The sequence below is a fragment of the Ignavibacteria bacterium genome, from assembly GCA_017303675.1.
Taxonomy (GTDB): Bacteria; Bacteroidota; Ignavibacteria; order Tepidaquicellales; family OLB5; genus OLB5.
Genome location: JAFLBX010000002.1, coordinates 1,132,470 through 1,152,916, shown reverse-complemented (window position 1 = coordinate 1,152,916; position 20,447 = coordinate 1,132,470). Strand labels below are relative to the sequence as shown.

Below are 20,447 nucleotides of genomic sequence, written 5' to 3'. Positions count from 1 at the left end.
TCTCCATACATCATACTTTAATATGATTTTTATCCCTTGCCTTAAAACCAAACGCAAATCATTCTTTATTTTAACTTTCCGGTGTAATTTTGTATAGGTGAATTATACTTATTAATGGAAATGTTATGAACACAGAAACTAAAAAGCTTGCCCTTCGCAGCGGAAATCAAATGACAGCGGAAGGAGCAATAAAAGCAGGTTGTAAGTTCTTTGCCGGTTATCCAATTACGCCTGCTTCCGGAATTTATAAAGGATTAATTGATCTTCTGCCTCTTAATAATGGAATAGCAATCAGCTCACCTGATGAGATCTCTGCGCTTGCCTACTGTGTAGGCGCTTCAATGCGGGGAGTTAAAGCAATGACAGCAACATCCGGCCCGGGCTGGGCTTTAATGATAGAAACTGTACAGTATGCTTTGATAACTGAAACACCCGTTGTTATCAGCGTAGTGCAGAGGCTCGGACCATGCACCGGCGGAGCTACCCAGGGAGCGCAGGGTGATATACTGATCACAGAATTTGCGACAAGCGGCGGCTATACTATCCCGGTAATTTATCCTTCTACTGCCAAAGAATGTTATGAGATGACCATAGAAGCGTTCAACTGGGCTGAAAAATACCGTACACCGGTTGTGCTGCTTAGCGATAAAGAGATAGGTATGACAACCGAAAGCGTAGATTACAGTAAGCTTAAAATTTCTGCGACTGTTCACAGGCATTTGATCTCTGAAAACGATGCGGATTTTAATAACTGGAAAATGTATGGATTTGACTCTCCTGAGATGATAGCCAAATTTGCACCGGTTGGGTCAAAAGTAAAAGTAACAGCAACGGGCTCAGCCCATAACACCAAAGGCAGCCTGAAAAAAAATGACCCCGAAACTCTTGCTGTTCTTAAACATCTTGAAGAAAAGATACAGGCTTACCGTGATGAAATGGTTCTGGTAAAAGAGGATCACGAAGAAGGCTCAGATAACCTTTTAATAAGCTTTGGAATAACAGCCAGGACAATGAAAGATTCTGTGAAAAAAATAAGGAAACAGGGCAAAAAAATATCTTCGCTTACTATATTCAGCATGTTCCCTGTACCCGATAAAGCAATACTCAAAGCAGCCGAAGGCTGCAAAAATATTTTTATAGCTGAAGAGAATTTTTCAGGTCAGTACAGAATGATAATTGAGCCCTTGCTGAAAAATTATAATGTATTGGGTATTAATAAGCTTGGTGCTATGATAACTCCTGATGAAATTACAGAAAGGATCATGAATTTATGAATACAATAGAGCAGTGTTCTTATATGACTCACGGTGCAGTAATGCCTTTTTGCAAAGGCTGCGGGCACTCAAATATCCTGAAAAAATTAAATGACGCGCTGGGACTATTACAGATTGATCCGCATGATGTTTGTCTTGTAACCGATATAGGCTGTATCGGACTTGCAGATGCGCTGTTTGATAAAGTGCATACAGTACACACTACACACGGAAGGTCAACAGGTTTTGCTACAGGCATTGCCGTTGCTGATAAAGTATTGGCATCAGGTAAGCTTAAAACTATAGTCCTTATCGGTGATGGCGGCTCAATGATAGGATTGCTCCATATCGTAAATGCTGCGCTTATGAATGTGGATGTAACTGTAATTGTTGCCAATAATTTCCTGTTCGGTATGACAGGAGGGCAAACCTCATCGCTCACACCTGAACACTTCAATACAATAACATCTCCGTTCGGCAGTATGAATCCTTCGCTTGATATTTGCAGCATTGCAGATGCATCAAAAGCAGGCTTCATTGCGCGTAAAACCGCTACTGATAAGGACCTCACAGAAACAATCAGCAATGCAATTGCTTTTAACGGATTTTCAATTGTTGAAGTTCTTGAACTGTGCACAGAACACGGCACTAAACGCAATGATATAAAAGGCAATATGCTTGTTAAAATGGCTGAAGAAGAAGGACATACAGTCGGGCAGATCAAGAATTCAGATTCCAGGGCTGAGTTCAGTAAAAAATATCATACAGATGTGCATGCGCATAAAGGAGAAATTAAGGCTTTAAAATATATTAATCCTGCTTATGAGCATACATTGAAATTTCCAAAGGAGATCATAATATCAGGAAGCGCCGGTGAAAGGGTGCAGTCAACAGCAGCTATGTTTGCCGAAGCCGCACTGATGTGCGGACTTGAAGTGACGCAAAAGAATGATAACCCTGTTACTCAAGGCTCAGGATTTTCATTAAGTGAAGTAATTATTTCACCCGGTGAAATTAATTTCACGGGAGTATCTTCTGCGGATTTCGTTGTAGCGGTATCTGAAAACGGCTTAAAAGAAATTAAAGCCCAGGATATTTTTAACAGGATTAATGAAAAAACAATTTTTATTATTGATGAATCTTTAAATATTGAAAAAAAAGGTCTGAATATCATTACTCTTCCGCTTCGCAGGCTTTGCGGCGGCGATAAAGCGGCCATAGGTGCCGTTGATTATATATTGATGCATTATGATATTTTAGACCATAATGCTTTCAAACTCCTTCTTGAAAAACGATTCGGTACCTATGATAAAATTTTTAAAGAGGAGTTTTATAAGTTATAAACGTATTATTAACCTTTTAACTATTGTAGTTTTAAAATGAATTCTGAATTTTGTCGCGCTGAGCGGAGTCGAAGCGCAATTTCGATACTTCATTTCCAAATACAGTTGAAATAAATCTAATACATCCGGTACGCTAAATTTCTTGCGAACTATGTTAGCTTAATACCGTTTATCTTTAAAATCCAGCTAAGCTGCCCGATATGCATCGGTTCATGCCTTATGGCATGCATAAGCACGTGGAATTTATCCTTGCTGCCTCCAAAATTTGCTTCTATATTATTTTCAGCCTCCATCAGCTCATCTGTCATACTGTTAAGTATATCCATTGCTTTTGTGTGTACTTCTTCAAACCTTTTCCTTACTTCTTCAATAGAAGGCTGATTTTTAATTTCATCCGGTACTGAACCAAACCCGTAATCATTCAGCCATTCAATACCAAGGCTTTCGCCTCCAATACCTTCAATTACCAGGAAGTGTTCTGTCCATACCAGGTGAGCGAGTATCCAGTAAGCGCTGTTCATTTTCACACCGTTTACTTCGTAAACTTTATGGATATCTATTGATTCCATTTTAGAAATATAATAGTTCGAAAGATTACGTGCCATTTGGTAAGCTTTTATCAGTGTTTGTGTTTTTTCGTTTGTCATATTGTTATAATTAATGTTACGCAATTATACATTTCAAAAATTAATCATACTTCTTGGATATTGCTATAATTGTAATAACAAGTGGTGTCAGGTATATACCTGACACCACAAAAGTGTCTACTTCAAATCCAGCCTTACAATATTTTCAATGTGAAATGTATGCGGAAACATATCAACAGGCTGAATTTCGCCGATATTGTACTTTCCCTTTAGCAGTGCTGTATCCCTGGCTTGAGTTGCCGGGTTGCAGGAAACATAGATTATCTTCCTCGCTTCGTAATTCAGCAGGTATTCCGCTGCTTTAGGGTGAATACCGCTTCTTGGCGGGTCAAGAATTACAGTATCAAATCTGATTTCTTTTGTATCGCCAATCAGCTTCTCAAGGTAATCCTTAACATCCATTGCTTCAAATGTGCAGTTATTAACACCGTTCAATTCAGCATTTTCACCTGCCATATCAATTGATTCATTGCTTAATTCAACTCCGTGAACTGAATTAACCTTATCTGAAATATACAGGGATATAGCTCCGCAGCCGCAGTACAGGTCCAGGACATTTTCCTCTTTTGTAAAATCTGCAATAACAGCGGCTGCTGCAAAAAGCTTTTCACACTGTTTTGAATTTGTCTGGAAAAATGTATTGGGTGTAATTTTAAATCTGCAGCCGCCAATTTTTTCTTCAATATAACCGGAACCGTAAATAATATTAAAGTTATCAGCCAGCGCTACCTGCGCTTTGGATTGTGTTAGTGAATTGACCAGGGTCGTTACTTCCGGTATTTCCTTTTGTATTACGGCACTATATTCATTGATCAGTTCCGGGTTATCATCATACGTTATTAGATTTACCATTAACCCGTTGTTATAAACGGATCTTCTTACGGTTAAAAATCTTAAATACCCGCTGTGTGATTTAGTGGTATATATTGTAGTGCCTTTTGACTTAAAAAAATCTCTCGTCAGGTTAAGGATTTTGTTTGTTACAACAGACTGCAGGTAACATGCTTTGATATCAAGTATTTTTTCTATGAATCCGGGTATATGATAGCCCACTGCAAAGCTTTTATCGATATTCTCAGCCTGCATATCTTCCTTTGTTAGCCACCTGTCGTTAGAAAATGAAAACTCCAGCTTATTGCGGTAAAAATAAATATTATCAGAACCCATTACAGAAGGAATTACAACATTTTCAAATCCGCCGATTCTTTCAAAAGCATTTTTTACGATGTTCTGTTTAACTTCAAGCTGTTTCGCATATTCAATATGCTGCATTTTGCAGCCGTTGCAGGTCCCGAAGTATTCACATTCAGGCGTGATCCTGAACGGTGAAGGCTCTATTACTTCAATTAACTCAGTTTCTGCATATTTCTTTTTTTTCTTTTTTATCCTTGCCTTTACTTTATCACCCGGTACAGTTTTAGGTACAAAAACCACATATTCGCCGTTATATCTGCCTATTCCGCTTGATTCTGCCCCAATATCATCAATTGTTACCTCTATAATATCGTCTTTTTTCAGATTTTCCAAAACTTTCCTTTTCTTAAATGTAATTTATATGAAGTAATATTAGCTTTAAATAAAATTCTAATTTTATTATAATGTACAAATATAATTATAATATTCAGGATAATTAATTTGATAATTAGTGAAAAATAAAGCTATATCCGATGCGAAGCGTGTGATACAGATTGAACGTAAAGCATTAAGCCTTCTCGAAAAAAGACTCAACGGAACATTTTCTGAAGCGGTTGAAATAATTTATAAATGCAAAGGCAGGGTAATCGTTACCGGGTTGGGCAAATCAGGTATAATTGCGCAGAAAATTGTTGCAACCTTAAACTCTACAGGTACCCCTTCAATTTTTCTGCATTCAGCTGATTCTGTTCATGGTGATCTTGGTATAATACGCCGCGGTGATGTTGTAATTTGTATCTCAAAATCAGGTGATACTTATGAGCTTATTCAGCTTCTGCTGGCTATTAACCAGTTCGGTGTTAAGGTTATTTCAATAGTCGGTGATGTTGATTCAAAACTAAAAGATCTTTCCGATGTTGTTATAGATGCTTCCGTGGAACAGGAAGCATGTCCGTATAATCTCGCGCCTACTACATCAACAACTGCAGCGTTAGTCATAGGCGATGCATTGGCTATTGCGCTGCTTAAGAAAAAGGAATTTACCAAGGAAGAGTTCGCTATGCTTCACCCCGGGGGAATTCTCGGAAGAAAGCTTCTGCTCAGGGTAAGTGATCTTATGGTAAGTGACCAGCAAATTCCCAGGGTTAAAGAAAATGCACTGTTCAAGGATGTAGTTTTTGAAATTTCATCAAAAAGGCTGGGATGTACCTGTGTAATTGATAAAACCGGCAGGCTAAAAGGCATAATAACGGATGGTGATATCAGAAGAACTCTGCAGAAATATGAGAATGTTGCCGATATTAAAGCGAAGGATATTATGAATACTTCACCCAAGCTGATTAATGAAAATATGCTGGGTGAAACTGCCCTTGAGCTTATGGAAAAATATACAATTACACAGCTTATAATTACCGATAAGAAAAAAATGCCTACAGGAGTTGTGCATATGCATGACCTTGTTAAGGCGGGTTTGGGATAGCTGATATAATTTGAATTTAAATACAGCATTGTTTAAACAAATTATTTATTTTATTGTCTTATCCGGAGCTTTACTCGCAGCCGGAGGCTGCTCAGGTGATAATAAAATTGAGCCTCCCCGGATAAATTTAACATCAACCGATAGTATCCCTTCACAGGAAAGCTTTAATACCACAGTTACTTTTTCTGATTCAGGCAAAGTTAAAGCTGTTTTAACTGCCGGCAGGATAAGGATCTTTTCTAAATTCAACTATACGCTGATTGACAGTAATGCAAAAGTGGATTTTTACAAAGATGGTGTTTACAGCTCAACTTTAACAGGCAGGCGCGGTAAAATTTATGATGCGACTAAAGATGTTGAAGTATATGAAGATGTTAAGCTCGTTTCTACTGATGGCTCTGTGCTTACAACAAATAAGCTATATTGGGTGAATAAAACCCAGCGGATAAAATCCGATGAGTTCGTTCATATTACAACTAAAACCGAAGATATCCAGGGATACGGTTTTGAAGCGGATCAAAACCTGAAAAATTATGTTATTTATAAAGTGAGCGGGCAGGTCCAGAAATAATAGATGAAACAGAAGTCAATTATTAAAATATCAGTTTTTATTATCCTGATTTTTGCTATGCATATTAATGCTCAGGATAAAATTACCATAAATCATGCTGATAGCCTTGTTGGAAAAACCATTGATGGTGAACAGGTCAGGGAAGCTGTAGGGAATGTATCGCTTTCACACAATAACGTTCATATCACCTGTAACAGGGTGATACAGTATTTTAACCAAAATAAAGCTGACCTTTACGGGAACGTAAAGGTTGTGCAGGATACACTTTCAATTTTCGCTCCGCAGGGAACGTATTACGGCAATGAGTCAAAGGTTGTATGTCCCGCCGGAGCTACTTTAACTGACCCTAAAACTACCTTAAAAGCTAATTACGGTGTATATTTATTTACACAGGATCTGGCAAATTTCCGCGGAAATGTCAGGATTACTGATAACACTTCATATACCATTACTTCTGATGAACTTGATTATTACAGAAGCGTTCAGAAATCATATGCACGCGGGAATGTTAAGGTGGTAAGCGATTCATCTGTTATATATTCGGATAACCTGGTTTATGAAAAGCTGATTGGTATATCTACAGCAACAGGAAATGTAAAAATTGAAAGCGACTCTACGGTTATTACTTCGAAGAAAGCCACTTATTATGAGTTTGAAAAAAAATCAATAGCTGAAGAAGATGTAAAGATCGACTTCCTCACAGAAAACGCCGTTGTTTACGGCAGCTACGCTGAAAATTACGAAACCAGGAATTATTCATTTGTACGGGGCAGGGCCCGGCTTGTACAGATAGAAACCAAAGATGGAAACACAGATACAACATTTATTTTCAGTGAAAAAATGGAATCATTCAGGAATATACCTGAACATTATATCGCTAGAGACAGCGTCAAAACTATCAGGAATGATTTTTCCTCTGTATCCAATTCAGGTTATTATTTCAGGGATATAAGCGGTAAAGGCGGTGTGATATCCCTGGCTGGAGAGCCTGTTGTATGGAAAGAAGAGATGCAGGTCACAGGTGATTCAATTTACGCTTACTTCAGGGATGATATTGATGATATATATATTATCAAAAGCGCATTCGCGCTGCAGCTTAATGATTTGAACTCATCAAGGTATGACCAGATATCGGGAATATTTATGCATATTAAGTTTATTCAAAACCAGGTTGATTTTATTCAGGTGGATACGAACGCTGCAAGTATTTATTTTGTTTATGACAGCAATTCTCCCAACGGCGCTAACCGTTCAAACGGAGATGTGATCAAGCTTCATTTTAAAGAAAAGAAAGTTGATAAAGTAAATATTTACGGTAAACCAACCGGTACATACTTTCCTGAAAATCTGGTGAACACAGATGAACTAAGATTGCTCGGATTCAGAATAAGGACGAATAAACCGCAAAGACCCTCGCAATAATCTAAATCAGTTAAAATTATCAACTAAATAGAATCCCGGAAAATGTGAATTTTCGCTTATTTTTGAGGTTTCTATTTTTTTTGTTTTTTTGCCTATTTGACAATAAAAAATAAATTATTATATTAGTGCAGTTAGTATAACGCTTTAAAGTAAAGGTTTATATAAGAAGTATATAATAGAGGGAAAGAAACTTATAAAACCGTCAATAATGAAATACCGTTGTTTGTGTAGTCAAAAGTCACTTGTTGTACTATTGCAAAATAATACCAAAAGGGGTATCTTTAATTGGTTTTCTATATCCAATTAAATATTTTTATATGACAACAATTGATCTGATAAACAAACTGGCAGTAGATCATAACATAACAACCGGGCGCGCGGAAATGATACTCAGCATTCTGGTTGAAAGGCTGGTTGAAAAGCTTAAAAAAGACGGTGAAGTAAGCATAACCAATTTCGGTACTTTCACAATAAAAAGAAAAGAAGCAGATTCATCATCTTTTATGAAGCTGAACGAACCGATCCCAATGGCTAAAAACCATGTTACTTTCTTTCCTGACAGAATATTTCTTGACACAATAAATTCTCGTTAAATTACCCAATTAAATTCAAGGGTTATGATAAAACAGGAAATAATAGAAAAGATCAGCAAGTATTTTAAGCTCACAAACTTTGAGGCTGAAAAGATATATGACGATATCTTTGCCGGAATTATAAAAGGAGTAAAAGAAGAAAATATTGCTGATGTAACAAACCTGGGTGAGTTTATCATTAAGTATAACAGCGGTGATGAGAATGATAAAAAGACTGTCGAATTCCTTCCGACACTTTCACTTGAAGAAGAAATAAATCAGCGTGCATTTGAAGAGAACAGACAATTTGAACCTGAAAAGATTACTTCAACTGAAGCACAGGAAAAGATATCTGAAACGCCGGTTGTTAAGCCAATTACTGAAAATCCTGTAATTTTTAAACCTGCTGAAAATGAACAGTTCAGCTCTTCAAACGATATGAAACCTGAAGATAAAGAGAATTTATCAGTAGAAGATGAGATCAGACGCAAAAGGGAAGAGATCCTTAATAAAATAACAACACCCAAAGTAGAACAAAAATCAACAGAAAAAGAAACTTTTTCTGCTCCTGTAGTTCCCCCGGTCGTTATTCCTCCGGTAAATGAGGCAGAAACATTTAAAGTTAACGAAACTTCTGAGATCATATCAGAAAAAACCGAAGAAATCAAAAAAACCGCTGAAGAGATATCTTCAAAGACGGATATTTTAAGCACTAAAGCAGAAGAATTGAATAATAAGACTGAAGAATTGAAATCAAACTTAAAAGATACTGAAAAAGAAGTTGAAGAAGTGACTGAAAAGTCATTTTCTGATTATTTCACGGAAGTATCCAATGAAGAGAAAAAATTCTCGGGTGAGATCAATAAAACCAATATTCCGCCGGTTCCACCGGTTATTGAAAGTAACGTGATCCCCCCGGTTGAGACAGTTATTCCGCCAAGTGCTGTAGAGCTGCATAACCTGATAACAGGCGACCAGGGTAAAACCAACGAGTATCAGACCACAATTACCCCGATGCCATTTGCTAACGGAAACGGCAATGGTAACGGCAACGGTAATGGTGATGGCTATGAACATAAGCTTCAGGATAATTCATATTACATATGGTATAAAGATAGCGAACCTAATACGACAGATACTCAGACAATGTCATATGAGTATGAGCTGTTATACCAGGCTACCAAAGAAGCTGAATATAAGTCAAAGCTGAGAATATATGTAACAACCTTTATTATGTTCTTCTCAATTGTACTCATATTGCTCATATTTTCACCGGTAATCTATAAATATTTCTTTACACCTTCAGAAGAAAATACTGAAGAAGTACAGCAGGAAACCAGTCAAACTGAAGAACCTCAGAATACTGCTCATAATAATAATCAGGCTTCTGTTAATTCGCTTGATAACCAGCAGCCAACACAGCAGCAGCCGGTTGAACAGCAAAACACTGCTCCGCAGAACACTACCCAGGAACAGCCTAAACAGGAACAGCCAACTCAGCAGCAGCCTGTTACCCAGCAGCCTGTTCAGCAAAATACACAACAGGAAGCTCCAAAACAGGAACAGCCTAAACAGGAAACAACCGGTCAGCCAAATTCAAATCCAAACGTCCCCGGAGTTACAAAAAGCTCAATGGGCTGGCTTGATGATTATAATAAAGTTATATATATTCAGCTTGATAATGGCAAGTTCACCATACAGGAATCTGCATGGGATTCTGATGCAAAAGCCAATAAACGTATCAGCGCTGTTGGCGGCTTAATCCCCGGGTTAAAGGGTAATGTTGTTAAAGTTGATCTTGGTTCAAAAGGAACATGGTTCAGGGCCAGGTTTGGTGAGTTTGCTTCAATTGAAGAGGCAAGAAAAAAAGCTGAGGAATTAAGAACTAAGGAAAAAGGAAGGCTTCAGGCTTTGCTCCTAAGTTTCCTTTTATACGCATAAAAAATTATAGAGCCGGCTAAGCTTAATATGCCGGCATAAAATCCCGTTACGCCTATTATATCTCCGTGTTGTACATAGAAAGTTTTTTCTGTATTGGCGATTATATTTCTGTCAATAACACCTTCTTTCCAGTAGGAAATTGGGTCGTAAATATTACCAAGTGGATCAATAAAGCATGAAACCCCCGTTTGCGCGCAGCGAACGATCCATTTTCTGTTTTCAACAGCTCTTAATACAGCATATTGATTATGCTGTTCAGGTCCCGCATTATCACCCCACCAGCCATCATTGGTGACAATCACAAAATATTCAGCGCCTGCTTTGGAGAACTCCGAGAAAAATTCACTGAATACAGATTCATAACATATCAAAGCTGCAAATCTCGTATCAATATTCTTTTCCTTATCCTTAAGCTCAAACAGGTTCATATCATTTCCCAGCTGCCAGCCGCTGATACCAACACCCCATGTAAACCATTTTTTTGCGAACGGTACTTTTTCCTGGTAAGGCATTCTTTCGCTGAAGGGAACCAGCTTAACCTTTTTATGAATAGTAAAATTTCTGAAATGTTTATTAGGCTCTATTAAAATTGCGGAATTGAAAACATCAAATTTCCTTTTTGAACCGTCGGTTACTCTGTGATCCGGAGGAGGAATGACAGAGTCAGGGTAATAATACTTATGCGGAATACCCATTAATATATATTTACCGGTTGAATCTGCAAGGTCAAAAAATCGTTTTGATTTCAGGAGGTTTATATCCTCAAGGAAATAATACGGTGTTGCTGTTTCGTGAAGCACAAGCATATCAGGGTTGAATTTCAAACCTTCATGTAAACCGTTTATATAAGTATCTATTATCTCTTCATGTTTCCCGCCCCATTTCTTAAAAGGGTCTGTATTTGTCTGAACAATAGCTGTATTTACTACCTTTGTACTGTCACTTAAATTAAAATAACCGGTATTATCAGTTCCATCCAGCCTGTAAATAGAGTAAAAGTTCGGGATTAATAACAGTATCAATATCAGCATGTAAAGCGGAACGGTTTTAACCGAAAGAACTTTCCATTGCATCCGGTAAATTTTGGAAATTATATAATAAAGCAAAGCGGAAATCAAACATATCATAAAAGTTAGACCGTGTACTCCCGCAATTTCCGCTATCTGGATCCTGCTTAAATTATACGTTTCAGTGTTCCCCAGCTCAAGCCAGGGGAAGGCAAATTGCCAGACATTATCGAAGTATTCATAACCTACCCATATAAACGGGAATAAAACCAGTGCCAGCTCTTTTTTTATTCTTGATACCCCGTATGTTATTAATACCGGTATAAGCATGAAAAATGAATGTACAATAACAGTAGCAACTCCGCCTATCTTAAGGAATGTGTCATCACTGTGCCAGCCTGATATCCAGTAAAGGGTTATTTCATTGAAAACCAGCATAACTACATATGCTCTGCCCAAAGCGTGACGGAATCTTGATGCGCTCAATACCAGATATAACAATATCATTAACCCGAAGTAAACAAAGAACCATGTTTTAAACGGAGGGAATGAAAGCCCGAGAAATGCTCCGCTTAAAATACATAATAATAAAGCTCTTAATTTCGGGTTGTTGGGCAGTATATTCAATATTTTGCGTGGATGTTATTTTAGATTTATTTATGCAGGTGTATTGGCAGATTTATTTCAAAAGGCAAACAGCATACGCTGAACACCCCTGTTTTTTACCGATAAAACCCAGGCCTTCGGCAGTTGTAGATTTAATGGAAATTTGAGTTGACCTAATACCAAGTGTCCCGGCTATATTCTTTTTCATCTGGTCAATATATGGACTTATCTTTGGCTCCTCCAGTATCACCGTAATATCAATATTGCCAATTTTCAGCTTTTGTTTTTTAATCAGCTTTAGGCATTCTGCTAGTAAAACCAGGCTTGATATATTTTTCCATTTAACATCCTTATTGCTGAAATAATGCCCGATATCTCTCAGACCTGCTGCGCCTAAAATTGCGTCACATAATGCATGCAGCATCACATCCGCATCTGAGTGTCCCAGCAGTCCTTTTTTATGCGGAATCGTAACCCCTCCAAGGATCAGTTTCCTGCCTTTTACAAGCCTGTGAACGTCGTAACCAAAGCCTATCCTCATATAATGTAAATATATAAATAATGAAAGATTGTTTTAAGCCATAATAATTGGACGTTAAATTCATTCATTAATGTGATGATTTTCATACGGCTATGCAGTTAATTAATGGTTAGTAAATAATTGAGTATTTAAGTAATTTTGCAAATTAATTACTTATATGGCTAAACCGGTTACAAAGTATATTTGTCAAAATTGCGGTTATGTTTCACTTCGCTGGCTGGGTAAATGCCCTGAATGCGATTCATGGAATACATTTGTAGAAGAAATTGTGCAAACCGATAAACACAAGCTTAAATCCAGAAGCAGTGATATCGTTAGTGCAAAATTAACAAATCTTTCAAAAGTTGCTGATATAAATATTACTGAAGATAAAAGAATTGTAAGCACAATTGAAGAGCTAGACCGTGTTTTGGGAGGTGGAGTTGTACCGGGTTCAGTTGTTCTTGTTGGCGGTGATCCCGGAATCGGTAAATCTACACTTATGATGCAGCTTAGCGATAAAATAAAAAACAATACAATTCTTTATGTAAGCGGAGAGGAATCTCCCAAACAGATAAAGCTTAGATGTGAACGACTCGGCTTTGCTCATGATGAATTTTACATACTATCAGAAACCAGCCTTGAAATTATAGCTGCAGTTGTTGATAAGCTAAAACCTGATATAGTTATCATTGATTCTATACAGACTATCTACAGAAGTGAGCTTGAATCCAGCCCTGGAAGTGTTTCACAGCTTCGCGAATCAACCGCTGCAATTATTCAGATTGCCAAAGCTAAGAATATTTCATTCTTTCTTATCGGGCATATTACCAAAGAAGGCTTTATAGCCGGTCCCAAAGTGCTTGAACATATGGTTGATACTGTTCTTCAGTTCGAAGGTGAAAGAACACACTCTTACCGAGTTTTACGGGCTATAAAGAACAGGTTTGGCTCTACAAATGAGATCGGGATATTTGAAATGACAGGTACCGGGCTTATGGAAGTCCGAAACCCCAGTGAAGTATTCCTTTCTCAGCGTTCAAGAGGAATTTCAGGCAGCACGGTTTCTGCAAGTATGGAAGGAACACGCCCGATTTTGATAGAAGTTCAGGCACTGGTTTCTTCATCCGGGTATTCAGTTCCGCAGCGTACTGCAACCGGGTTTGATTATAAAAGGCTGGCAATTTTAATTGCCGTGCTTGAAAAAAAGATCGGGATCCATCTTTCTAAATTTGATGTTTTCCTGAATATTGCAGGCGGTATTAAAATTGATGAACCATCCATCGATCTTGCTGCTGCGATCAGTATATGCTCAAGCTTTAAAGATACTTCAATTGACGCAGATATGCTTATACTTGGAGAAATAGGCTTGAGCGGAGAAATTCGCGGAATAAGCTTCGCTGAAAGGCGCATACAGGAAGCGCTTAAGCTTGGTTTTAAAAAAGTAGTGCTTCCTAACAGCAATATGAAAAATTTTAAACCCTCCAAAGAAATTGAATATATCCCCGTTGAAAGCATCCAGGATGCTATCCGGTTAATTTTGTAACTTATCAAATGCTCAAGATCCAGTGAATATTGAATTCCTTAAAAAGCTTAAACAAAAACTACAGGTAGGCAATACCCGTTCTATTCACCTGAATTCCTATCCCGGCAGGCTCGCATCAAGGCTGGATATTTATGAGCTGAGCTATATCAGCAAAAATCTGCCTGCAGATTTCATTAATAAACTTCTTGGCAGCCCCTCTTTTAATTTTAAATTTAAAATTGAAGCTGTTGATCCTGAGTTTGCTTCCGTTAAAAATGAAGAAAATCCCGGGCAGGGGATGCCTGCGCCTGAACATGCCGGTTTAGAAGTACATTCACCTCATCATACAGATAAAGATACAATAATGCGGCAGAACCTTATTTCCAAAAGATTATCATCTGTATATTATGAAAATGAAGATACATATCTTGAACATGGAGTAAAAACATTTGGTTTTGGATACCCGACACTGTTATACCGCACAAAAAATGATCCATCAAGAATAATAAATGCGCCAGTATTTATTTGGATGCTTGATCTTAAAAGAGATAAAAATGAATGGATAATTTCAAGGGATGAAGAACATAGTATCAGCATTAATGATGTACTGCTGAACTACCTTGAAGGTGACATGGGTTCATCGGGATTTTCAAAATTAAATGAAGAATATCTTTCTGATTCCCTTTTGGATAAAATTGAATTTCTTGAAATAATTAACAGGCTTTTACAACAGATCAGTTCAAATGCAATTAAGTACGATGTTCCTTTACAGATCGAGCAGATGCTTGATAAGCAAAAGCGGTCTGAATATGTAAAAAAAATCGGCAGTCCGGTTGTGTATAATTCTGGTGTATTTGGTCTATTTAAAACACCAAAAGAGCCGCTTATTAAAGATATCAAAACACTCATAGATAAATCAGGTGAGCTAAAGTATGATAAGCTGCAAATTGACCCCTACCAGGAAGTAAAATTTTCAGGGATAGATACAGATCCGGCGCAGCAAAGAGCTTTAAAAAACCTTGGAATAAGCAGCAGGCTTATTATTCACGGTCCGCCCGGTACTGGAAAAAGCCAGACCCTGACTGCAATTATAGCTAATGCTTTATTTAACAATGCTAAGTGCCTGGTTGTGTGTGAAAAAAGAACAGCACTGGAGGTAATACTTAAAAACCTTACAGCCCTGGGTTTAGGAAGCTTATGCGGGCTTATTGAAGATGTTAACCGTGACCGCAGAAAAATAGTAGATGCTGTCCGTGACCCTAAACCGCAGGTTAATCCCGTAAACAGAAGTATTTTAAATAATATTTTTACTGAAACAAATGAAGCTATCAGTGTTGTAAACAATAATCATGTTTTTTACGGCAAAAATCTTTTGAATGATATGTCATGGGGCGATCTTGTTGGGTTATTATTAAAGAATAGTGATGATGATAAAAATTATTTAAAGCTCTACCGTAAATTAAAAAACCTGCAAATTGATTTTACTGCTGAAAATATTTCAGAAAAATATAATACTGCTCTGAACAATGTTTCAAAAAACAGTAAGCTGTTTAAAGCTGCTGAAGCTGAACTGGATATATTCAAAATACTGAATGACGATTTATTTAAAACCCGTTCAGCCAGGGATATTGTTCTGGAGCTTGCCGGGGAAATTAAAAAACTCCACGCAGATATAAACAGTACCCTGGTTAAATTGAATACTGTCCATTCAGATTACGCAGCTTGCCTGGATAAATATTATAATACCTATTATAATGATCTTCAACGCATTATTGATAATATTTCAGTATTGTACCATGAAAATTGTTCGTTAAACAAAAATCTGTTTACTGAATTAAATGGATGGGTGAATTTTAAGCTATCGGTTCTTTCTTTATTTTCAAAAAAATATAAAAAACTTAAAACTGATAAAAAAGATATCTTACCCTTATTTTATGGAGTGAGGGAATTCTGTAAACAAAATTATTTTGAATTTAAAATTACCGAAATACAGCAAAGTTTAACCGAAATTGAACCGCAAATTGACACCTTATCTGCAAAATTGAAAAGCTGGTATGATAATATTGAAGAATACAGGGTTTCAAAGTTAGGGAATTATTCATCATCTGATTTTGACCAATTTGCATACAATAAGCCTGAAATTTTACATGAAGCTGAAAAATCAGCAGAGAATATTCTGAGTATTATTAATAATTCCCGTTTATTTTCTGAAGCTTATTATTTTGGAGATCATTCAATTAAGCAGAAAATTGATAAATTAAGTACGATATCCGGAAAACTTGAATTAATAAGTAAAGATATAAATTCATTATATGATTACTTTTACTGGCGTTGTGACTACCTTGGCTGCAGTGAAATTTCAAAAAAATTAATTGATGAATTTATTGATCTGAAAATTAATCATGAAAAATGGGAAGCTGATACCGAACAGTTTTTTATTTTTAATATACTTGTGGCAAATGAAAACAGTATAAAATTGAGGGATGACAGCTTATTGGATGAAATATCAGGAAACCTTGATAAAATAAAGGAATACCAGTCTGCATTGATCCTGGAGTACTGGCAAAAACGGCAGGAAAGATCTGCAGCTGAGTTTGAAAAACGAACCGGGATCAGCATAAATGCCTTATATAACAAATCACGTAACAGTAAATATCAAAAACGGAATTCCCTGCGTAAGATAATTGCCGCAGATCACGAGGTATTTACAGACCACTTCCCCGTAATGCTTGTTAACCCTGTAGTATGCAGCAGTCTATTTGAAATGAGTGAAGGTTTGTTCGATATAGTTATTTTTGATGAAGCAAGCCAGCTTAGAGTTGAAGATGTTTACGCTGCAAAACTGCGCGGAAAGCACCGGGTTGTATCAGGTGACGAGAACCAGATGCCCCCATCTAATTATTTTGCATCTTCACAAATTGTGATCGATAGTGATAATATGAATGAAGAGGAAGATGAAGTAATATTAACCACTGATCCGCGCAATCTGGCTGATTCTGAGTCACTGCTTGAATTTGCGATCCGCAGAGGCTACAGCCAGTCATTCCTGGATATTCATTACCGTTCTAAGCACCCAGATCTGATAGAATTTTCCAATGCGGCATTTTACGGCTCACGCCTTAGTCCAATGCCGCCGGCAAATAACTATAAAGCTATGCGGTATTTTAATGTTTGCGGTATCTATAATCAGGCTGATGGAATAAATAAACAGGAAGCCGAGAAAGTTATCAGCCTTATCAATGAGCTGATTATTCCTGAAAAAGGCGAAAATAACCCAAGCATTGGAGTAGCAACATTTAATATCTTTCAAAGGAATTATATCCTCGATATGATAAATTATGCTGCCAATAATAACAGTGATTTTGCCCAGAAGCTTGGAATAATTATGAATAATCCTTCTGAGCCGTTCTTTGTAAAAAACCTTGAAAATATTCAGGGTGATGAGCGTGATATAATCATAATATCAACAACTTTCGGTAAAAGGGCAGATGGAAGTTTTCTTCAAAACTTCGGTCCGGTTAACCAGGAAAAAGGCTTCAGGCTGCTGAACGTAATTATTACCAGAGCTAAACATATGATGATAGTCTGTACTTCAATACCTAATGAATATATCAGGGAGTTTCCTTCGCTTATTGCTCATTCAGGTAATAAAGGAAAAGGTATATTCTATGCTTATCTAGCTTACGCTAAAGCTATAGAGGAGTATGACCTGAAAAGTAAAAATTCTGTATTAGATCTTATAAGCGCTGAAGCCGAAAAAAGTGCGGGCAAAAGCAATATTAACAGGGGAACCGGTTTTGAAGATGAAGTTTACAGGAACCTTAGCTTATTAGTGCCTCCGGAAAGATTAATTAAAAATTATTCAACAGGCGGCTTTATAGTTGATATTGCTGTTTTACCTGCTGAAAGATCAGGCAGTATAATAGCTATCGAATGTGACGGCAGCTCTGAACATTTTTCTGATGAGGCTTACGCATGGGATATATTCAGAGGGAAATATTTGCAAAAGTTCGGTATGAAGTTTATCAGGATATGGTCTGTAAATTGGTGGAATAACAGCGAGCGGGAGCTTAAAAGGCTAAGGGAATTCATTGAGCAGGCAAATTGAAAGCTATTTTAATTATATTTAATTTACTCATTATAATCAGTAATTTTGTAAAAATTAATTAATTTATATAATGCTAAGAAAATTTACAACATTATACAGGCATATTATTGATGAAGAAAGAAAGTACCCTGATGCTACAGGAGAGCTAAGCGACCTTCTTGCAGATATTGCATTGGCATGTAAGGTAATATCACTCGAAGTAAACCGCGCAGGATTAATAGATCTTATGGGAATTACCGGTTCTGAAAATGTCCACGGAGAGCAGGTTAAAAAGCTTGATGAATATGCCCATGATACTCTTGTAAAGGCAATGGAAGTCAGCGGACATTTATGCGCAATAGCTTCCGAAGAAAGCGAAGATTTTATACCCGTTAACGAAAAATTCATGGGTGAGCGCGCTATGAGCAAATATATAATTCACTTTGACCCCCTTGATGGTTCATCCAATATTGATGCTAATATCAGTATCGGTACAATATTTTCAATTTATAAGAGAAGATCCAAAAGCGGACCCGGTACCCTGGAAGATTGTTTGCAGCAGGGCACAAACCAGGTTGCTGCAGGTTATGTTATATACGGCTCAAGCACAATTATGGTTTATACTACAGGCAGGGGAGTACATGGTTTTACACTTGACCCCACTGTTGGAGAATTCCTGCTGTTCTATGAAAATATCCAGATACCGAAACGTTCCAAAACCTACAGTATTAATGAAGGAAATTATTCCAGGTGGTCTCCGGGGTTGCAGAATTATATCAATGATCTCAAGACGGATAATAAAGCTGCAGGAAGGCCTTATTCAGCGCGGTATGTTGGTTCGTTAGTTGCTGATTTTCACAGGAATTTGCTTTATGGCGGGTTATTTATGTATCCCGGAGATAACAAAAATCCTAATGGCAAGTTAAGGCTGCTTTATGAAGCAAATCCGCTGGCAATGATAGTAGAACAGGCAGGGGGCAGAGCAAGTAACGGCTCTCAGCGTATTTTAGAAATAGTGCCGTTGAACCTGCACCAGAAGACACCGCTTTTCATAGGAAGCGAAGAAGATGTACTCGAAGCTGAAAAATTTTTAAATTTAAAATGATCTGTTATCAGCCCTGTTAAAATAAATATTAAAGATTCACGGTATTTGCATATTGAATGGGATGATGGCAGTGATTCATTGCTGCAGCTTGCTAACCTCAGAAAAAGCTGCCCGTGCGCAAACTGTATTTCTGAAAAATTGAATAAACCTGCAACTTATATCCCTTTGCTGGCATCACCTCAGCTTACGCTGAAAGATATCAGAATAGTTGGAACATATGCAGTGCAGCTGGTTTGGCAGGATGGGCATGATTCCGGGATTTATACATTTGAAAAGCTTAAAGAAAATAAATATTAACTAATTATAATATGAAAACCAAAATATTATTCAGTCTCCTTTTATTTATCGGTATAACTGCCGCATCTTTATCTCAGGATACAGTATCATCAAAAGATGCTAAGAATTTCATCGGTGAAACCAGGATCGTAAAAGGTATTGTTGCTTCAGTATTTGTATCTAACAAAGGAACTGTGCTGATTAACTTTGATGAACCATATCCAAACGCAACATTTGTTGCAGTTATTAAAACAGGAAGTTCAGGTGTAAGTTACGCTGATGTTAAGAAGGGCTCTGTATTGACTATTTCAGGTAAAATTGAAGAATATAAAGGTAAGCCTGAAATTATAATAACTGAACAGTCTCAAATCATCAAAGTAGAATAACTGTTTATTGAGAAAAGTTATTTTCATTTCAAGCGGCATACTTTTTATTCTTATAGCAGCCGCATTGATAATTACCGGAAGCGGAGAAAGTGACAGCTTGTTTATAACACTTTCTGCCGCTGCTGTTCCATTTCTGTTTACTTCTTACTGGAATTTCTACTCAGTCTATTATGAAAGCCGCATCAATTATAGCAATGAATATTTTACCGCGACTGCTGCTGGTAAAGCTTCAATTGGTGTTTTTTATCATAAAAATATAACAATCCCGTTTTTCCTGGTTTTATTTGGGTCAGCAGTATTCGCTATTACCACAGCCTTTCTTGCTTCCGGAAGCTCGGAAGATATTGCAGCTCTTTTGCTGGCTCTCAGTATACTATACTCATTATTTGTTACGGTTTTTTTTACTGTTAAATTAGGCAAGGGGTTGAATGTCAGCTCTGCAGAATTATCAGAAAACTCATCAGACGAGTTAGGTTTTAAAATTGCATTCTTTTTTGCTTCTGTGGCAACTTTGGGGTTATTTCCAATAATATATTTTATAATAAAATCTGTAAGGAAAAAATAATTGTAAA

General features: G+C 37.1%; 17 protein-coding genes. 13 read left to right on the top strand and 4 right to left on the bottom strand.

Features of this window, described 5'->3' with window-relative positions; all coding sequences use genetic code 11:
• The first annotated feature begins 125 nt into the window (after positions 1-125).
• Both J0M37_14595 and J0M37_14590 read left to right on the top strand, forming a co-directional pair.
• Positions 126-1,274, top strand: coding sequence for a pyruvate flavodoxin/ferredoxin oxidoreductase (locus J0M37_14595; protein MBN8586315.1), 1,149 nt, complete (start codon positions 126-128; stop codon positions 1,272-1,274).
• Positions 1,271-2,596: a 2-oxoacid:acceptor oxidoreductase family protein gene (locus J0M37_14590; GenBank protein MBN8586314.1), complete on the top strand. Its 1,326-nt coding sequence runs from the start codon at positions 1,271-1,273 to the stop codon at positions 2,594-2,596. The genes J0M37_14595 and J0M37_14590 overlap by 4 nt, the downstream gene beginning before the upstream one ends.
• A 149-nt stretch (positions 2,597-2,745) precedes the next feature.
• Here J0M37_14590 and J0M37_14585 read toward each other — a convergent pair whose 3' ends face one another.
• The gene (locus J0M37_14585) at positions 2,746-3,243 is read right to left on the bottom strand and encodes a DinB family protein (GenBank protein MBN8586313.1); all 498 of its coding nucleotides are present in this window, start codon (positions 3,241-3,243) and stop codon (positions 2,746-2,748) included.
• A 117-nt stretch (positions 3,244-3,360) separates the two neighbouring features.
• A complete protein-coding gene (gene rlmD / locus J0M37_14580) occupies positions 3,361-4,770 on the bottom strand; it encodes a 23S rRNA (uracil(1939)-C(5))-methyltransferase RlmD (protein ID MBN8586312.1) in 1,410 nt (469 codons plus the stop codon).
• Positions 4,771-4,888: 118 nt separating this feature from the next.
• On the opposite strand from rlmD, the gene J0M37_14575 reads away from it, so the two are divergent.
• The 5 genes from J0M37_14575 (at position 4,889) to J0M37_14555 (ending at position 10,363) form a co-directional block, all read left to right on the top strand.
• Complete coding sequence (locus J0M37_14575; GenBank protein MBN8586311.1) at positions 4,889-5,857, top strand: KpsF/GutQ family sugar-phosphate isomerase; 969 nt, start codon at positions 4,889-4,891, stop codon at positions 5,855-5,857.
• A 28-nt stretch (positions 5,858-5,885) separates the two neighbouring features.
• Positions 5,886-6,428: an LPS export ABC transporter periplasmic protein LptC gene (gene lptC, locus J0M37_14570; GenBank protein MBN8586310.1), complete on the top strand. Its 543-nt coding sequence runs from the start codon at positions 5,886-5,888 to the stop codon at positions 6,426-6,428.
• A 3-nt stretch (positions 6,429-6,431) separates the two neighbouring features.
• Positions 6,432-7,850, top strand: coding sequence for a hypothetical protein (locus J0M37_14565; protein ID MBN8586309.1), 1,419 nt, complete (start codon positions 6,432-6,434; stop codon positions 7,848-7,850).
• 317 nt (positions 7,851-8,167) lie between these two features.
• Positions 8,168-8,443: an HU family DNA-binding protein gene (locus J0M37_14560; GenBank protein ID MBN8586308.1), complete on the top strand. Its 276-nt coding sequence runs from the start codon at positions 8,168-8,170 to the stop codon at positions 8,441-8,443.
• A gap of 24 nt (positions 8,444-8,467) precedes the next feature.
• Positions 8,468-10,363 carry an SPOR domain-containing protein gene (locus J0M37_14555; protein MBN8586307.1) on the top strand — a complete coding sequence of 632 codons (1,896 nt, stop codon included), beginning with the start codon at positions 8,468-8,470 and terminating at the stop codon, positions 10,361-10,363.
• Here J0M37_14555 and lnt read toward each other — a convergent pair.
• Positions 10,327-11,997: an apolipoprotein N-acyltransferase gene (gene lnt, locus J0M37_14550; GenBank protein ID MBN8586306.1), complete on the bottom strand. Its 1,671-nt coding sequence runs from the start codon at positions 11,995-11,997 to the stop codon at positions 10,327-10,329. The genes J0M37_14555 and lnt overlap by 37 nt on opposite strands.
• A 52-nt stretch (positions 11,998-12,049) precedes the next feature.
• Positions 12,050-12,517, bottom strand: a complete 468-nt coding sequence (locus J0M37_14545; GenBank protein MBN8586305.1) for a 2-C-methyl-D-erythritol 2,4-cyclodiphosphate synthase — start codon at positions 12,515-12,517, stop codon at positions 12,050-12,052.
• Positions 12,518-12,674: 157 nt separating this feature from the next.
• Between J0M37_14545 and radA the strand changes: the two genes are divergently transcribed.
• The 6 genes from radA to J0M37_14515 all read left to right on the top strand — a co-directional run bounded on the left by radA (position 12,675) and on the right by J0M37_14515 (position 20,440).
• Positions 12,675-14,042, top strand: a complete 1,368-nt coding sequence (radA, locus tag J0M37_14540; GenBank protein ID MBN8586304.1) for a DNA repair protein RadA — start codon at positions 12,675-12,677, stop codon at positions 14,040-14,042.
• 22 nt (positions 14,043-14,064) lie between these two features.
• Positions 14,065-18,129 (top strand): DUF4011 domain-containing protein, encoded by a 4,065-nt coding sequence (locus J0M37_14535; GenBank protein MBN8586303.1) that lies wholly within the window; start codon positions 14,065-14,067, stop codon positions 18,127-18,129.
• A gap of 70 nt (positions 18,130-18,199) precedes the next feature.
• On the top strand, positions 18,200-19,213 hold the full coding sequence (gene fbp / locus J0M37_14530; GenBank protein MBN8586302.1) for a class 1 fructose-bisphosphatase: 1,014 nt from the start codon (positions 18,200-18,202) through the stop codon (positions 19,211-19,213).
• A gap of 45 nt (positions 19,214-19,258) precedes the next feature.
• Complete coding sequence (locus J0M37_14525) at positions 19,259-19,510, top strand: DUF971 domain-containing protein (GenBank protein ID MBN8586301.1); 252 nt, start codon at positions 19,259-19,261, stop codon at positions 19,508-19,510.
• A gap of 11 nt (positions 19,511-19,521) precedes the next feature.
• Complete coding sequence (locus J0M37_14520) at positions 19,522-19,875, top strand: hypothetical protein (GenBank protein MBN8586300.1); 354 nt, start codon at positions 19,522-19,524, stop codon at positions 19,873-19,875.
• 7 nt (positions 19,876-19,882) lie between these two features.
• Positions 19,883-20,440, top strand: coding sequence for a hypothetical protein (locus tag J0M37_14515; protein ID MBN8586299.1), 558 nt, complete (start codon positions 19,883-19,885; stop codon positions 20,438-20,440).
• Positions 20,441-20,447 lie beyond the last annotated feature (7 nt).